General features: G+C 47.8%; 14 protein-coding genes and 1 pseudogene. 11 read left to right on the forward strand and 4 right to left on the reverse strand.

Annotated features, from left to right (window positions below):
- The 4 genes and pseudogenes from DW800_RS19910 to DW800_RS06105 form a co-directional block, all read right to left on the reverse strand.
- Positions 1–385: pseudogene (locus DW800_RS19910) on the reverse strand (IS66 family transposase); the annotation flags it as partial.
- Positions 386–516: 131 nt separating this feature from the next.
- A complete protein-coding gene (locus DW800_RS06095; protein WP_119957899.1) occupies positions 517–2,073 on the reverse strand; it encodes an ATP-binding protein in 1,557 nt (518 codons plus the stop codon).
- Between the two features lie 73 nt (positions 2,074–2,146).
- Entirely contained in the window at positions 2,147–2,632 is a 486-nt protein-coding gene (locus tag DW800_RS06100; RefSeq protein WP_117589604.1) for a UpxZ family transcription anti-terminator antagonist, read from the reverse strand.
- Between the two features lie 34 nt (positions 2,633–2,666).
- Positions 2,667–3,203: a UpxY family transcription antiterminator gene (locus DW800_RS06105; protein WP_057256474.1), complete on the reverse strand. Its 537-nt coding sequence runs from the start codon at positions 3,201–3,203 to the stop codon at positions 2,667–2,669.
- Between the two features lie 615 nt (positions 3,204–3,818).
- Here DW800_RS06105 and DW800_RS06110 point away from each other — a divergent pair.
- From DW800_RS06110 to DW800_RS06160, 11 genes are all read left to right on the forward strand, one after another.
- Positions 3,819–4,178 (forward strand): hypothetical protein, encoded by a 360-nt coding sequence (locus tag DW800_RS06110; protein WP_119957900.1) that lies wholly within the window; start codon positions 3,819–3,821, stop codon positions 4,176–4,178.
- A 180-nt stretch (positions 4,179–4,358) separates the two neighbouring features.
- Positions 4,359–4,724: an SH3 beta-barrel fold-containing protein gene (locus DW800_RS06115; protein WP_119957901.1), complete on the forward strand. Its 366-nt coding sequence runs from the start codon at positions 4,359–4,361 to the stop codon at positions 4,722–4,724.
- 25 nt (positions 4,725–4,749) lie between these two features.
- The gene (locus DW800_RS06120) at positions 4,750–5,451 is read left to right on the forward strand and encodes a Lin1244/Lin1753 domain-containing protein (protein WP_005837302.1); all 702 of its coding nucleotides are present in this window, start codon (positions 4,750–4,752) and stop codon (positions 5,449–5,451) included.
- A 59-nt stretch (positions 5,452–5,510) separates the two neighbouring features.
- Complete coding sequence (locus DW800_RS06125; protein ID WP_005837303.1) at positions 5,511–6,275, forward strand: glycerophosphodiester phosphodiesterase family protein; 765 nt, start codon at positions 5,511–5,513, stop codon at positions 6,273–6,275.
- 340 nt (positions 6,276–6,615) lie between these two features.
- Positions 6,616–7,464: a diaminopimelate epimerase gene (dapF, locus tag DW800_RS06130; protein ID WP_119957902.1), complete on the forward strand. Its 849-nt coding sequence runs from the start codon at positions 6,616–6,618 to the stop codon at positions 7,462–7,464.
- A gap of 27 nt (positions 7,465–7,491) precedes the next feature.
- Positions 7,492–8,724 carry an LL-diaminopimelate aminotransferase gene (locus DW800_RS06135; RefSeq protein ID WP_119957903.1) on the forward strand — a complete coding sequence of 411 codons (1,233 nt, stop codon included), beginning with the start codon at positions 7,492–7,494 and terminating at the stop codon, positions 8,722–8,724.
- Between the two features lie 84 nt (positions 8,725–8,808).
- The gene (locus tag DW800_RS06140; RefSeq protein WP_119957904.1) at positions 8,809–9,534 is read left to right on the forward strand and encodes a hypothetical protein; all 726 of its coding nucleotides are present in this window, start codon (positions 8,809–8,811) and stop codon (positions 9,532–9,534) included.
- A 71-nt stretch (positions 9,535–9,605) separates the two neighbouring features.
- Positions 9,606–9,962, forward strand: a complete 357-nt coding sequence (locus tag DW800_RS06145) for a P-II family nitrogen regulator (protein WP_005827548.1) — start codon at positions 9,606–9,608, stop codon at positions 9,960–9,962.
- A 58-nt stretch (positions 9,963–10,020) separates the two neighbouring features.
- Positions 10,021–11,289, forward strand: coding sequence for an ammonium transporter (locus DW800_RS06150; protein ID WP_035448679.1), 1,269 nt, complete (start codon positions 10,021–10,023; stop codon positions 11,287–11,289).
- Between the two features lie 45 nt (positions 11,290–11,334).
- Entirely contained in the window at positions 11,335–13,524 is a 2,190-nt protein-coding gene (locus DW800_RS06155; RefSeq protein WP_117652645.1) for a glutamine synthetase III, read from the forward strand.
- A 180-nt stretch (positions 13,525–13,704) separates the two neighbouring features.
- Positions 13,705–15,003, forward strand: coding sequence for a S28 family serine protease (locus DW800_RS06160; RefSeq protein ID WP_119957905.1), 1,299 nt, complete (start codon positions 13,705–13,707; stop codon positions 15,001–15,003).
- The last annotated feature ends 39 nt before the right edge of the window (positions 15,004–15,042 follow it).

The raw sequence follows: 15,042 nt of genomic DNA on the forward strand, positions 1-15,042 counted from the left end.
AAATGTAGCACTTCTTATAGTGATCATATTTACGCACTTTACACCAGGTCTCATCGCAATTCACAATCGAGTCTTTTTCCAAAGCTATGGACTTCAATACACAGACCAATTCATCCAGGTATTTCTTGCCTTTCTTAAGCCAGTTGCACAATGTGTTTTTAGAAACGGTCATGCCCATATCTGTCAGCTATTGACGAAGAAGACCGAAAGTCACATTCTTCACATAAACTTCATAGGCAATAGCCTGCAGAAATTCAGGAGTGGCTCTAGTGCCTTCAAAATTGGTTACTACCTCCGGATGGCTTTCAGAAGGGAAATAACCCCACCCGGGCTTTTTACCCGGTTCTGCATAATGAACCATCTCAAAACATTTTTCCGCAAGGAAAGCAATCAATAGCCATTTTTTGACTGCTTACATAAAGAATATCAAAAAAGGACTTGAGTTTTAAGTATTATTAGTTTGGATTCCCATCGTTCATAGGAAAGGAAGTTTGCCGAGGCATGAGTGCTAAAGAGTTATTCCACAATATACCTCTCCACATTCCGTGTCTCCTTGCTGAAGTTCACCCCCACTTTCACCAGCCGCCTGCCATCCAGCACATAAGGAATCAGATAACCTCTCTCATCAATTTGCTTCAAGGCATCTTCGGCACTGCCGTTCAGCTTGAACTCAAAGACGTAAACGGCATCTTTTGTCTGCACCACGGCATCGGCACGACCACGCGCACTGCGCACTTCCGCCTGTACGAATTGACCCAGCAAAGTGAAGACGACATAAAAGATGGCCTGATAGTGGCGTTCGGTATTGTTGCTCAGTTCGTAGGGAATGCCTGCAAAGAATACTTGCAGGCGTTCCATGAATGCATCCACATCACCGGAACGGAGTTCACGCATAAACTTGGCTATGTGGAAACCGGTTTCATCATCAGTCACTCCTGTATAATAAGGAACCAAGAAATTCAAGAAACCATAGCGTACCTCATCATTGGGAAAACCCAAAGTGTACAATAAAACATCCCTATCGTAGTCTTTGATGGTCAGATAACCACTCTGATAAATCATGGGAAGCGGATTCTTTACTTCCGCACGATACTCAAAAAAGGCGGAAGCCGTCACTTCAACTCCCTCAATCAGAAGGCGCAAATCATAATCACTCTCTTTCAATAAATTTACCAAATAGGTAGGAGTACCGGTCTGAAACCAGAAATTATCCAAAATCTTCGACTTGCATGCATTCAACACACTGAAAGGATTAAAAACCCCTTCACAATGAGGGTAAAAATGATAACCGTCATACAGCTTCGTCATCCGCTCCAAAGTTGTATCGAAGTCCATCCCATTGGAAACACCCAAACGTTCTATCTCCGGAGTAAACGTTGTGAGCAGTTCTTCCTTAGTAATACCACATAAAGAAGAATAGTCGGGCCATGTACTGATGTCCTGCAACTGATTTAAATCACTAAACACGCTAATCTGCGCAAACTTCGTCACACCCGTCAAAAAAACAAAGCGGAGATAACGGTCGGCACTTTTCAGTACCCCATAAAAGGCTTTCAATATCCGACGATATTCTTCCGTTAGCTTTTCATCCGAAAGAGCTTGAAGCAAAGGCTTATCATATTCATCAATCAACACTACCACTTGCTTACCCGTCTGGGCATACGCCTGCTCTATCACATAGGCAAAGCGCTCTTCGGGACTACGCTCCTGCTTTTCTGCACCATATTTCAATTCCCACTTTTCCAGATATTGATTAAGCATGGCTATCAAATCTCCGGCTATTTCATATTTACGGGCATTTAAGTCCAGATGTAATACAGGATATTCCTCCCACTGGGTTTCCAGTTTTTCGATGGCAAGTCCGTGAAACAAATCTTTACGTCCTTGAAAGTAAGCTTCGAAGGTAGATATAAGCAAACTCTTACCGAAACGGCGAGGACGGCTCAAAAAATAGGGAGTGGAATTGGATGCTATCTTATAGACCATTGCTGTTTTGTCTACATAAAGATAATTTTCTTCACGCAGCTTTTCAAACGTCTGTATACCAATCGGCAGTTTACGCATCTGTTCCATCTCATTTCTCTTTTTTAGAAGCTATATGCAAATATACGTTTTTTCTTCAAAGAGAAATTCTATTTATACATTTTTATTCCATTTCCTCCCATGGATAAGGATTATCCACCACATTCTGAAACTCGCCAACAGCTTCCTGCTGCTCGGCAGTCAGTGATGCAGCACTCCAGGAAGCAATGATTCCGCGAGCCTCATCCGCCAAAGCCTCATCAAACACCTCCCCATAGCAAGCAGTAAGCAAACGAAGTTTCAGCAATGAAGCAGGCAGAACATCCAAAATATCCCAGCAACGCTTCAATACCTCCTGCACATGCTGCTGTTTTTCACCATGGTCAATGAACGAGGCACTATACCCTTTCAAGAGAGCAAGACAGACATTTGCCTGCTCCTCCACCGTAGTGCCCCAGATACTGGAATTATACAAAGTTGTGGTCAAGCGATAGACTTCGCTGTTACGACGGGACAAGTCATCACTATAGATAGGACTCCCGTCCATACCCAAATACATCAGATCGTGCGCAGCACGCTGAAGGAGGAGTGCTTCTTCTAAAAGAGACATGATTAATTAAAAATTATAAATTAACAATTAAAGACTAGCGGATTACTTCGATGAGGTCTGGATGGATGGTCGCCATAGCAACGGCAATGATACCTTGTATCGCAATTACTACACGACGATCACGGGCACCTTTTACCTTTAGAAAAACACCTTCTTGGCCCTCGAAGTCGCCACCGGTGATACGGACTTTCGTACCTTTGGAGAGATTCAGTTCTTCGGGTTGGAAATAGAGAAGATGGTCATTATAGGTACCGGCGACGGCTATGAAACGCTGCATATCATGGTCGGGAATGATTATTTTCTGGCCGCTACGGGTATCAGTAATATATTGCAAATAAGTAATTTGAGACTTAAATCGCTGCACTTCGGAAGGACGTGCGTGGACAAAAACCAGATTACGGATGACAGGAACCAAAGCACGGACTTTCCTGCCCCTACGGATACTTATCTTATATTGCATGGGAATGAAACAGCCAAGATTTGCCTTTTCGAGAAGATGCATAGCTTCAAGCTCCCTGCGGTATGTAGCACGCATGGCAAACCAAACTTCGGTCTCTTTATCCATTTCTATTCTTGTTAATTTTACTTAGAAAAAGGTATTCCTTGGGGGCTTTGAACTACTATTACAGAACTGTAGTTCAATCACTTGCGAGCATTTTATGGGAAGTTTGACAAGCACTATGCCCTTCTTGTCAACAGATTCTCTGCGGTTGTTCATTACCTTTTGGTAAGAGACTATAAACGAACGTATTAGAAACAAAAAAGCGTTTTTTAATCGTACGTTTAAAAAACACCTATTTCGAACTTATACAAGACATACTCAAAGAGCTAAAAATAAGAAGATTTTAACTGATTACATATATTGCATATACTGCTGAAATTCAATGTAATATACTTATCATTATTTATTATTAGGAACATTTTTCTATCAAACATTTTGCCATTACAAAAAACGTCTCTATCTTTGCGTTCATTAAACGTACGTTTTTAAAACAGCATATCATCTTATATATCAACTATTTACAACTCGCCCTTCACATTTCCCTCCAAAATTCCCTTATTTCTCCCTCACTTTTTATACTTTCGCATTTTTTAACCAGAATAAAAAACAGTTAAACGAACGAAGAATTACACAAATGAAAGAACTCAAAAAAAGAAGCATCTCAACAGTAACGAACAGAGAAGCATGTCGTATCAATCTGATACACAGAAACTAAGAGCAACAAAAGTAAAAGAACACAGTTCCATAGTGGATGAAAAGTTATTGTCAGAACGGGTTTACTACGGAGACCAGACCCATGTTTATGTAGGTTACTTAAGAGCCTTTAAATCAGGCTATTTTGAAGGCACAAAAATTAGAAAAATAACGGATATAGCCAAACTGCTCGTAGCATCCGAAAACTTCACAAAGAGAGCCAGAGGAGAGCAAAAGCCTTTGACTTACAGTACGATAATCACCGAATTGGAGAAGGTATGGGCCATCATAAAACAGGAAGACACCACACTGATTGACCCATACGGATATGATGTAAGGATAAATCACTGATAGTTCAGTACCTGGAAAGGCAGTAATTTTGCCGCCGTCAGCAACCGGACAGAAGGGCTACACCTTTCTTGTCGGATGGTGTAGCCTCAACAAGGCAAGAGCGTAGCCATCCGTACTGAAAGGAGTAGCCCTTTTTCATTGCTGATTATCATACATTTACTAACCCTAAAAACATAAAAAATGGGAAAAGAAAAAACTGAATTTGAGGAGAAATTTGTATCCAAAACAGAAAAAGCAAAAAAGCTATGGGAAAAACGGATTACGGAAAACACGACATTGAGCATGGAGTCTGTACAATGGATGGCACAACGCATAAATTCCCTATTGGAATACATGCGATACGGATATGCATTGATAGCCTACCGAAAGCAGGACGGCAGCTTCTACATGGGAAGAGGAACCCTTGTTTCCTACGAAAGCGACTTCAAAAAGAAACATGACATAACAAGCATTAAAGCTCACGTAGCCTATTGGGACGCGGAACAACAAGGCTGGCGGACTTTTCTGATTGAGAACTTTATGGAATGGAGACCGATAGTAAACTAACAAAAAAACACCAATATCAAAAGCTATGGAGGCTTATTTACTACATGATGCCAATGCCGGCAGCAACTTAAAATTAATGATTATGATACAAGAAGAAGGTATGAAAGGATATGGCATTTACTGGACAGTGCTCGAATTCCTCAGATTGCAGAACGAATATAAAGCCAGCCTGAAAGTGATTCCCATACTGGCACAAAAAGCAAGGGTGACAACCGCCACACTGAAGCGAATCATCTATGACTATGCACTGTTCGAGGTGAACGAGACAAGCTTCTCATCCCCCGGACTAAGCCGCCGCATGGAGCCATGGGACGCCCAACAAGAAGCTAAAAAGGAGGCCGGACGTCGCGGTGGACTGGTTAACCAGCAGAGAATCAGGGATGCCAAGACAAGCAGCGCTTTAGCAAATAAACTAAATAAAGAGAATAAAGAAACCCCCTCTCTATCTCCCCAAGGGGAGACGGGAAGAAGGAAGGAGGAGATTCTTCTGACTCCACCGGAGTACACGCTCAACAGACAGACGCATAATTACCAAGGCCTGATGGAAGAGCTGGCAAGGCAGAAAGTAACCGACATCCACGATTTGAATGCCATCCTGAGACTGACAGATTTTGGAAAACTGGGAGGGAAAATCTGGAAAATCCTATATGAGTTGAACAGCTCACCCCAACTGAAAGCCCGCATCGTGATGCCCGGAAAGTACATACTGAAATTACTCAGGGGTTAGATTTAATAAAAGAAATATAATACTTATCTTTGCGTTCAAAACAAAACACCCTAATCATTATGAATCTGAAAAAACTATTTTTTGCTTCTGCCCTGCTCTTTGCTGCATGCGGCACTATCCAGGCCCAGGAAGTCATTGCCCACCGTGGTTTCTGGACTACGGACGGCTCGGCCCAGAACTCCCTTGCCGCACTTGTAAAGGCTGATTCTATCCACTGCTACGGCTCCGAGTTCGACGTTTGGCTCACCACAGACAATCAGCTGGTTGTCAATCATGACGCCACCTTTAAAGGCGTGACTATGCAAGATGCCACAGCCAAGGTATGCACCGCCGTACAACTGGACAACGGCGAACAACTCCCTACCCTGCAACAGTATCTGGACAAGGCAAAAAGCCTGAAAACCCGCCTTATCCTCGAACTGAAAGCCCACAAGACTCCCGAACAGGAAACACGAGCCGTAGAGGGTATCGTAAAAATGATAAAGGACAAAGGGCTGGAGGACCGTACGGAATATATCACCTTCTCCCAACATGCCACCAAGGAGTTTATCCGTCTGGCACCCAAAGGCACCCCCGTCTACTACCTGACCGGTGACCTTACCCCCAAGGAGCTGAAAGCATGGGGTTGTGCCGGTCCCGACTATCACTTCAGTGTCTTCCAAAAACATCCCGAATGGATAAAGGAATGCCACGACCTCGGCATGAAAGTAAACGCCTGGACCGTAAACGAAGCCAAAGACATGGAATGGCTCATCAGCCAAGGAGTAGATTTCATCACAACCAATGAACCGGTAGTGCTGGAAGAAATTTTAAAGAAAAAATAGCCGCTCCTTATACATTTAGAAACAAAAACCAAACAAACCGCTTCATTATGTCCGCAATGGAGCGGTTTTTTGTTTTCAAAAAGATAGCAATTAGTCTTATAAAAAATCTTTTTTCTTATTTTGAATCAAACTAAACTTTCACATGGATTACAATTTATATAAAAACAAAGCCATATGCTTTTAAATTGAAAGCCTGACAGTAGATATTCTCATTGAATGAAAGTTTCGCTAAAAAATAATAGAAAATAGATATGCTTTACAGTTAATTATAAAACAAAACGTCGTATATTTGCATCGAAATAGAACAAAAGGACATACTAACCAACCAATAAAGGACAAAATGACAAGAGCTATAAAATTCACCAAGATGCACGGTGCCGGAAACGACTACATTTATGTAGATACGACCCAATATCCTATCAGCCATCCGGAAGAGCTTGCGAGGGCATGGAGTGCACCGCATACGGGAATTGGAAGTGACGGTCTGGTACTTATCGGTTCTTCGGACAAGGCCGATTTCAGCATGCGGATATTCAATGCCGACGGCTCGGAAGCCCGGATGTGCGGCAACGCAAGCCGCTGCATCGGAAAATATCTTTTTGACTACGGACTGACCTCCAAAACAGAAATCACACTCGATACACTGTCAGGTATAAGGATGCTAAACCTGCACTTGGCAGACGGAAAGGTCAACTCTGTAACCGTAGACATGGGCATACCTGCCGACGAACCGGCAGATTACGACGGCAAAGGAGCCAAACCGATGAAAGAACAGCCCATCGAAGTGGACGGAGAACGATATGTAGGGACCACCGTATCCATGGGAAACCCGCATCTGGTAATCTTTGTCAATGATATTGAAGCCATCGACCTTACAGTCATCGGTCCCAAACTGGAGAATCACCCTCTCTTCCCCGGACGCATCAATGTAGAATTTGCCCAGATATTGGGAGAAGGAAAAATAAGGATGCGTGTCTGGGAACGAGGCTCGGGCATCACCCAAGCCTGCGGAACCGGAGCTTGTGCCACCGCCGTGGCAGCCTTCCTCACCGGACGCGCAGGAAGGGAATCCATCATCATCATGGACGGAGGCTCACTCAACATCCGATGGGACATCGCCACCAGGCATGTACTGACGACGGGAGAAGCCACCAAAGTATTCGACGGCAAAATTGAATTAATTGACTAACCACCAACTATCAACCAAGAAAAGATTATGGCATTAGTAAACGAACATTTTTTAAAGCTACCGGGCAGTTATCTGTTTTCAGACATAGCCAAGAAGGTAAATACTTTCAGGATAACACATCCCAAGCAAGAGGTCATCCGTCTGGGTATCGGAGACGTTACCCGGCCACTGCCACCAGTCTGCATCGAAGCGATGCACAAGGCAGTGGAGGAGATGGCTGACGCACGGACATTCCGTGGATATGGTCCCGAGCAAGGATACGACTTCTTGATAGAAGCCATCATCAAGCACGATTACCTTCCACGCGGCATCCACTTCGGTCCTACGGAAATCTTCGTGAACGACGGAGCAAAGAGCGACACGGGAAACATCGGTGACATTCTCCGCCACGACAACAGTGTAGGCGTGACCGACCCTATTTATCCGGTCTATATAGACAGCAACGTGATGTGCGGACGTGCCGGAGTATTGGAAGGAAACGGCCAGTGGAGCAACGTTACCTACATGCCTTGTACCGCCGAGAACGACTTCATCCCGGAGATTCCGGACAAACGAATCGACATTGTCTACCTCTGCTATCCCAACAACCCGACGGGAACCACTCTGACCAAGTCCGAATTGAAGAAATGGGTAGATTATGCGCTCGCCAACGACACGCTGATTCTGTTCGATGCTGCCTACGAAGCCTTCATCCGCGAAGACGACGTGCCCCACTCCATCTATGAGATAAAGGGAGCAAAGAAATGCGCCATCGAGTTCCGCAGCTTCTCGAAAACTGCCGGATTCACGGGAGTACGCTGCGGCTACACCGTTGTGCCGAAAGAACTCACTGCCGCCACGCTGGAAGGCGAACGCATCCCGTTGAACAAGCTCTGGAACCGCCGCCAATGCACCAAGTTCAACGGCACCAGCTACATCACCCAACGGGCGGCGGAAGCCATCTATACACCGGAAGGACAACGGCAGATAAAGGAAACGATAGATTACTATATGGACAATGCCCACACTATGAAGCAGGGCCTTGAAGCGGCCGGACTGAAAGTCTACGGCGGTGTGAACGCTCCTTACATCTGGCTGAAAACACCTGACGGAACGGGCTCCTGGCGGTTCTTTGAACAAATGCTGTATGAGGCCAATGTAGTGGGCACGCCGGGCGTAGGTTTCGGCCCCAGTGGTGAAGGATATATCCGGCTGACGGCCTTTGGAAAACACGAAGATTGCGTGGAAGCCATGAAGCGCATCCGGAAGTGGCTGAAATAAAAAACAATTGAATTAGTGAAGTACTTGCTATAATCGAGTCGGACTGATCATCCGGAATTTTTCTAAATTTAAAGGTAAAAAGGTATGAAAACAAGAAGTGTAAAATGGGTAATAATGGCAATGGCGCTATTATCAATGGCAATGCCTTTCACGGCAAAGGCTCAGGATAAAGTGGAAGCATCGATAGGCGTCGACCTCGTAAGCGGTTACGTGTGGCGTGGCCAGGATTTGGGAGGGGTAAGCCTCCAGCCGAGCGCATCCATCGCCTACAAAGGTTTCTCTCTGGGAGCTTGGGGCTCCGTAGGCATCGAGAGTTCGGACACGAAAGAGTTCGACCTCATACTGGGATATTCAACCGGAGGCTTCAGCGTATCGGTGACGGACTACTGGTACAATGTGACCGGAGATGGGGTGACAGCCAAATACTTCCAGTACGGTGCACACAATGCTGCCAACTCACATCTGTTCGAAGCGCAAATCGGCTATGATTTCGGCCCCGTAGCCATAAACTGGTACACCAACTTTGCAGGCGACGACGGTGTTGACAAAGACGGTGACCGTGCTTATTCATCCTACATCTCCGTGGCAGCCCCCTTCACACTGGGCGGTCTGGACTGGACGGCCGAGATAGGCGCTACCCCTTGGGCCACGGACTTCTATGGAGCCAACGGATTTGCCGTATGCGACGTCAGCCTGGGAGTATCAAAAGACATCAAAATCACCGATTCCTTCTCCCTCCCGTTGTTTGCCAAAGCAACCTGGAATCCAAGGTCTGAAGGTGCCTATTTCGTAGTCGGACTAAGCTTCTAAAAGCAAAGAACTATGATTTACACACACCGAACGGTAAATCGTAAATTGTCTAATCGTAAATTATTTAAGGTATGAAAAAGATTGAAGCTATTATCCGAAAGACCAAGTTCGAGGACGTGAAGGACGCGCTGCTCGAAGCGGACATCGAATGGTTCTCCTATTATGATGTACGGGGCATCGGGAAATCCAGGCAAGCCCGTATCTACCGTGGTGTCATGTACGACACCAGTTCCATCGAGCGCATCCTTATCTCCATCGTGGTGCGCGACAAGAATGCGGAAAAGACCGTACAAGCCATCATCAAATCTGCACAAACCGGTGAAATCGGCGACGGACGTATCTTCGTCATCCCCATTGAGGATGCCATACGCATACGTACAGCAGAGAGAGGCGACATCGCACTCTACAATGCCGAACAAGAAAGATAACGGGCAGCTACAAACCACAACCAAGAAAATACAATACAACTAAAAGCAACAAGAAATTATGGATAAACTTATTTTAAGTGAACTGACCAACGGACTGAACACTGTATGGATGTTGCTTGCAGCCATGCTGGTATTCTTCATGCAGCCGGGCTTTGCACTGGTCGAAGCCGGTTTCACCAGAGTAAAAAATACAGCCAATATCCTGATGAAGAACTTCGTTGACTTCATGTTTGGCAGCCTGCTCTACTGGTTCATCGGTTTCGGACTGATGTTCGGTGCAGGCGGATTCATAGGAATGCCCCATTTCTTCGACCTCTCGTTCTACGACGGAGGCGGGCTTCCCACGGAAGGTTTCCTGGTATTCCAGACTGTATTCTGCGCAACGGCTGCCACCATCGTGTCCGGCGCTATGGCAGAACGTACCAAATTCTCCATGTACCTGGTTTACACCATCTTCATCAGTGTGCTGATTTATCCCGTTTCCGGTCACTGGACTTGGGGCGGCGGCTGGCTGATGAACGGTGAGGCAGGTTCCTTCATGATGGAAACATTCGGAACAACTTTCCATGACTTCGCAGGTTCCACCATCGTCCACTCCGTAGGCGGCTGGATTGCCCTGGTAGGTGCGGCCATCCTCGGCCCGCGCATCGGAAAATACGGCAAAGACGGCAAGTCAAGAGCCATTCCGGGACATAACCTCACGATTGCGGCACTGGGTGTATTCATCCTTTGGTTCGGATGGTTCGGCTTCAACCCCGGTTCACAGTTGGCAGCAGCCACTACGAACGATGCAAGGGCCATCTCGCATGTATTCCTCACCACCAATCTGGCAGCCTGCGCAGGCGGTTTCTTTGCATTGGCGGTAAGCTGGATGAAATATGGCAAACCCTCCTTGTCTCTGACACTGAATGGCATTCTGGCCGGATTGGTAGGCATCACGGCCGGTTGTGACATGGTTTCTCCTTTCGGGGCGGTAATCATCGGCACCATCTGCGGCATCCTGATGATTTATTCGGTGGAATTCATCGACCGGACACTGAAAATTGACGACCCCGTAGGGGCCAGTTCCGTACACGGCGTCTGCGGTTTCACGGGAACCATCCTCACCGGACTGTTTTCCACCAGTGAGGGACTGTTTTACGGTGCAGGCTGGAGCTTTCTCGGAGCGCAGGTATTCGGTGCACTCGTAGTAGGCGCATGGGCAGCAGGCATGGGATTCATCATCTTCAAAGGACTCGACAAAATCCACGGCCTCCGCGTTTCCAAACGTGTGGAGGAAGAAGGACTCGACATTTACGAACACGGCGAGTCTGCCTACGGTGCATAATGATTTTATATTTTATTAAACCAACAATTACAACTCTAAGGTATTATGTCAAAATTGAGATTCAGAGTAGTAGAGACGGCGTTCAAGAAGAAACCCGTTGCAGTGGCAGTCCCGGCGGAACGTCCGTCAGAGTATTTTGCCAAGTATGTATTCAACAAGGAGAAGATGTTCCGCTATCTGCCGAGCAAGGTGTATGCCAAACTGACGGATGTGATTGACAACGGAGCTCCGCTGGACCGCAGCATAGCCGACGAGGTTGCCGCAGGTATGAAGAAATGGGCGGTTGAAATGGGGGCGACCCACTATACGCACTGGTTTCATCCGCTGACCGAAGGTACTGCCGAAAAGCACGATGCTTTTGTGGAACACGACGGCAAAGGCGGCGTGATGGAGGAATTCACCGGCAAACTGCTCGTGCAGCAGGAACCGGACGCTTCCAGTTTCCCGAACGGCGGTATCCGCAATACGTTCGAGGCACGTGGCTACTCGGCATGGGACCCCTCCTCCCCGGCATTCATCGTAGACGACACGCTCTGCATCCCGACTATTTTCATCGCCTATACCGGTGAGTCTCTGGACTACAAGGCACCGTTGCTGAAAGCCCTGCGTGCCGTAGACAAGGCTGCCGTCGACGTATGCCACTATTTCAATCCGGAAGTAAAGAAAGTGGTTGCCTATCTGGGCTGGGAGCAGGAATATTTTCTGGTTGACGAAGGGTTGTACGCCGCACGCCCCGACCTGCTGATGACCGGACGCACGCTGATGGGCCATGACAGCGCCAAGAACCAGCAGCTGGAAGACCATTACTTCGGGGCCATCCCCAGCCGTGTGGCCGCTTTCATGAAGGAACTGGAAATCGAAGCGCTGAAACTCGGCATCCCCGTCAAGACCCGTCACAACGAAGTGGCTCCCAACCAGTTCGAGCTGGCTCCCGTCTTCGAGGAATGCAACCTGGCGGTAGACCACAACATGCTCATCATGGCCTTGATGCGTAAAGTGGCACGTAACCACGGTTTCCGCGTACTGCTGCACGAAAAGCCCTTCAAGGGTGTCAACGGTAGCGGCAAGCATAATAACTGGTCGCTGGGTACGGACACCGGTATCCTGCTCCACGCACCCGGCAAACTGCCCGAAGAGAACCTGCGTTTCATCACCTTCGTAGTGAATACGCTGATGGCCGTATACCGTCACAACGGATTGCTGAAAGCCTCCATCTCCAGTGCGACGAACGCCCACCGGCTGGGTGCCAACGAAGCGCCTCCGGCCATCATCTCTTCCTTCCTGGGCAAGCAGTTGAGCCAGGTGCTGGAACACATCGAAGAGAGCACCAAGGACGACCTCGTCAGCCTCAGCGGCAAGCAAGGCATGAAGCTGGACATCCCGCAGATTCCGGAACTGATGATAGACAATACCGACCGCAACCGCACCAGCCCGTTCGCCTTCACCGGCAACCGCTTCGAGTTCCGCGCCGTGGGTTCCGAAGCCAACTGCGCCAGTGCCATGATTGCGCTGAACTCCGCCCTTGCCGAGCAGTTGGTGGAATTCAAGAAAGATGTGGACGAACTGATTGAAAAGGGGGAGCCGAAAATCTCCGCCATCCTCGACGTTATCCGCAAGTACATCAAGATTTGTAAACCCATCCACTTCGATGGAAACGGTTACAGTGACGAATGGAAAGCTGAAGCTGCCCGCCGCGGTCTGGACTGCGAGACAAGTGTCCCCGTCATCTTCGACAACTACCTGAAACCGGAGAGCATCCGGATGTTCGAGTCCATCGGTGTCATGACGAAAAAGGAACTGGAAGCCCGTAACGAGGTGAAATGGGAAATGTACACCAAGAAAATACAGATTGAAGCCCGCGTGCTCGGAGATTTGGCCATGAACCACATTATCCCCGTAGCTACACAGTATCAGTCGGATTTGATTGACAACGTCTACAAGATGAAAGACCTGTTCCCCGCAGAGAAGGCTGCAAAACTGTCTGCCAAGAATCTGGAACTCATCGAAGAGATTGCCGACCGTACCGCCTTCATCAAGGAGCATGTGGATGCCATGATCGAGGCGCGCAAAGTGGCCAACAAAATTGAGAGTGAACGTGAAAAAGCCATCGCCTACCACGACAACATCGTACCGATGATGGAGGAAATCCGTTACCACATCGACAAGCTGGAACTCATCGTCGACAATCAGATGTGGACGTTGCCCAAATATCGCGAGTTACTGTTTATAAGATGAAAAATGAAGGATGAAGGATGAATCCTTAATCCCTATCTCATTCTTTTGTTGGTTGTTTTAAGTTTGCAGGGGGGAGAGGTGCCGCGAGGCAGTTCTCTCTCTTTTTTCGTCCATGCCAACTGTTGGCGGTAAGCGGGAAATAACCTATCTTTGCCCGTCAGATAAAACAATCCTGTCATCATGAAGAATTTACGTAACTGCTATGCAGCGTTCCTGCTGTTTGCCTTGCTGTTCGTTGCGGCTGCTGCCCCGGCACAAACCGATCTGCAGCAAAAACTGGGTCGGATTTCCGCTATTACGGAAACCCGTCCGTTGGAGTCCACCCGGTTCTCCGAGAAGTATGTAACCTATTTTACCCAGCCGTTGGACCACCGTCGTCCCGAAAAGGGCAGTTTCCGCCAGCGCGTGATTGTCTCCCACGTCGGCTTCGACCGTCCCACGGTGATTGTAACCGAAGGCTATGGAGCTGCCTATGCCCTCAACCCCAAGTATCGCGAGGAACTTTCAGAGTTGCTCGATGCCAACATGATTTTTGTGGAATACCGCTATTTCCTGGAATCCACCCCTGAGCCCAAAGACTGGCAATACCTCACCGCCGAGAATTCCGCAGACGACCTGCACGCCGTCCGCAACGCCTTTAAAAGCATCTATCCCGGCAAATGGATTGCGACCGGCATCAGCAAGGGCGGGCAGACTACCCTGCTCTACCGCACGTTCTATCCGGACGACGTGGATATTTCCGTGCCTTATGTAGCTCCGCTCTGCTACGGGGTGGAAGACGGACGCCACGAGCCTTTCCTCAGGAAAGTGTCTACTCCGGAGGACCGCAAACGGATTGAGGACTTCCAGTTGGAAGTGTTGAAACGGAAAGCCGCACTGCTCCCCCGCTTTGAGAAATATTGCAATGAAAAAGGACTCAAGTTCCGTGCGCCCGTTGAAGAGATATACGACTATTGCGTGCTGGAGTATTCTTTTGCCCTTTGGCAGTGGGGAACTCCCGTCAGCAGCATCCCTGCCACCACGGCCTCGGACGATGAGATATTTGCCCATCTGCTCGACATCAGTAATCCCGACTACTTCATTGCCGACAGTCCCACAGCCTCATTCTTCGTGCAGGCCGCCCGCGAACTGGGCTATTACGGCTACGATACGAAGCCTTTCAAGAAGTATCTTTCCATCCAATCGAGCAAGGATTACCTGCACCGCCTCATGCTCCCCGAAGAGCTGAAAGACATGCCCTTCGACAAGACCCTAAGCAAGAAAATCACGAAGTTCCTGAAAGAGAATGACCCGAAAATGATATTCATCTACGGCGAGAACGACCCGTGGACGGCTGCCGGAGTGACCTGGCTGAAAGGAAAGAAAAACATCCATGTATTCGTAGAGCCCGGCGGAAGCCATCGGGCACGCATCGGCACACTGCCCGAAGAGGAAAAGAAGCAAGTGATGGAGCTGATAAATGAATGGTTGAAACAATAAAAACGGATGGTCCGTGTGGCATGAACAGACCATCCGTTT

The organism is Bacteroides sp. AM32-11AC (assembly GCF_003603515.1).
Taxonomy (GTDB): Bacteria; Bacteroidota; Bacteroidia; order Bacteroidales; family Bacteroidaceae; genus Bacteroides; species Bacteroides uniformis.

Excerpts from the sequence above, each read along its gene's own strand:
- DW800_RS06095 (WP_119957899.1), bottom strand. The coding sequence starts at position 2,073 with ATGGAACAGATGCGTAAACTGCCGATTGGTATACAGACGTTTGAAAAG.
- DW800_RS06100 (WP_117589604.1), bottom strand. The coding sequence starts at position 2,632 with ATGTCTCTTTTAGAAGAAGCACTCCTCCTTCAGCGTGCTGCGCACGAT.
- DW800_RS06110 (WP_119957900.1), top strand. The coding sequence starts at position 3,819 with ATGTCGTATCAATCTGATACACAGAAACTAAGAGCAACAAAAGTAAAA.
- DW800_RS06115 (WP_119957901.1), top strand. The coding sequence starts at position 4,359 with ATGGGAAAAGAAAAAACTGAATTTGAGGAGAAATTTGTATCCAAAACA.
- DW800_RS06120 (WP_005837302.1), top strand. The coding sequence starts at position 4,750 with ATGGAGGCTTATTTACTACATGATGCCAATGCCGGCAGCAACTTAAAA.
- DW800_RS06125 (WP_005837303.1), top strand. The coding sequence starts at position 5,511 with ATGAATCTGAAAAAACTATTTTTTGCTTCTGCCCTGCTCTTTGCTGCA.
- dapF (WP_119957902.1), top strand. The coding sequence starts at position 6,616 with ATGACAAGAGCTATAAAATTCACCAAGATGCACGGTGCCGGAAACGAC.
- DW800_RS06135 (WP_119957903.1), top strand. The coding sequence starts at position 7,492 with ATGGCATTAGTAAACGAACATTTTTTAAAGCTACCGGGCAGTTATCTG.
- DW800_RS06140 (WP_119957904.1), top strand. The coding sequence starts at position 8,809 with ATGAAAACAAGAAGTGTAAAATGGGTAATAATGGCAATGGCGCTATTA.
- DW800_RS06145 (WP_005827548.1), top strand. The coding sequence starts at position 9,606 with ATGAAAAAGATTGAAGCTATTATCCGAAAGACCAAGTTCGAGGACGTG.
- DW800_RS06150 (WP_035448679.1), top strand. The coding sequence starts at position 10,021 with ATGGATAAACTTATTTTAAGTGAACTGACCAACGGACTGAACACTGTA.
- DW800_RS06155 (WP_117652645.1), top strand. The coding sequence starts at position 11,335 with ATGTCAAAATTGAGATTCAGAGTAGTAGAGACGGCGTTCAAGAAGAAA.
- DW800_RS06160 (WP_119957905.1), top strand. The coding sequence starts at position 13,705 with ATGAAGAATTTACGTAACTGCTATGCAGCGTTCCTGCTGTTTGCCTTG.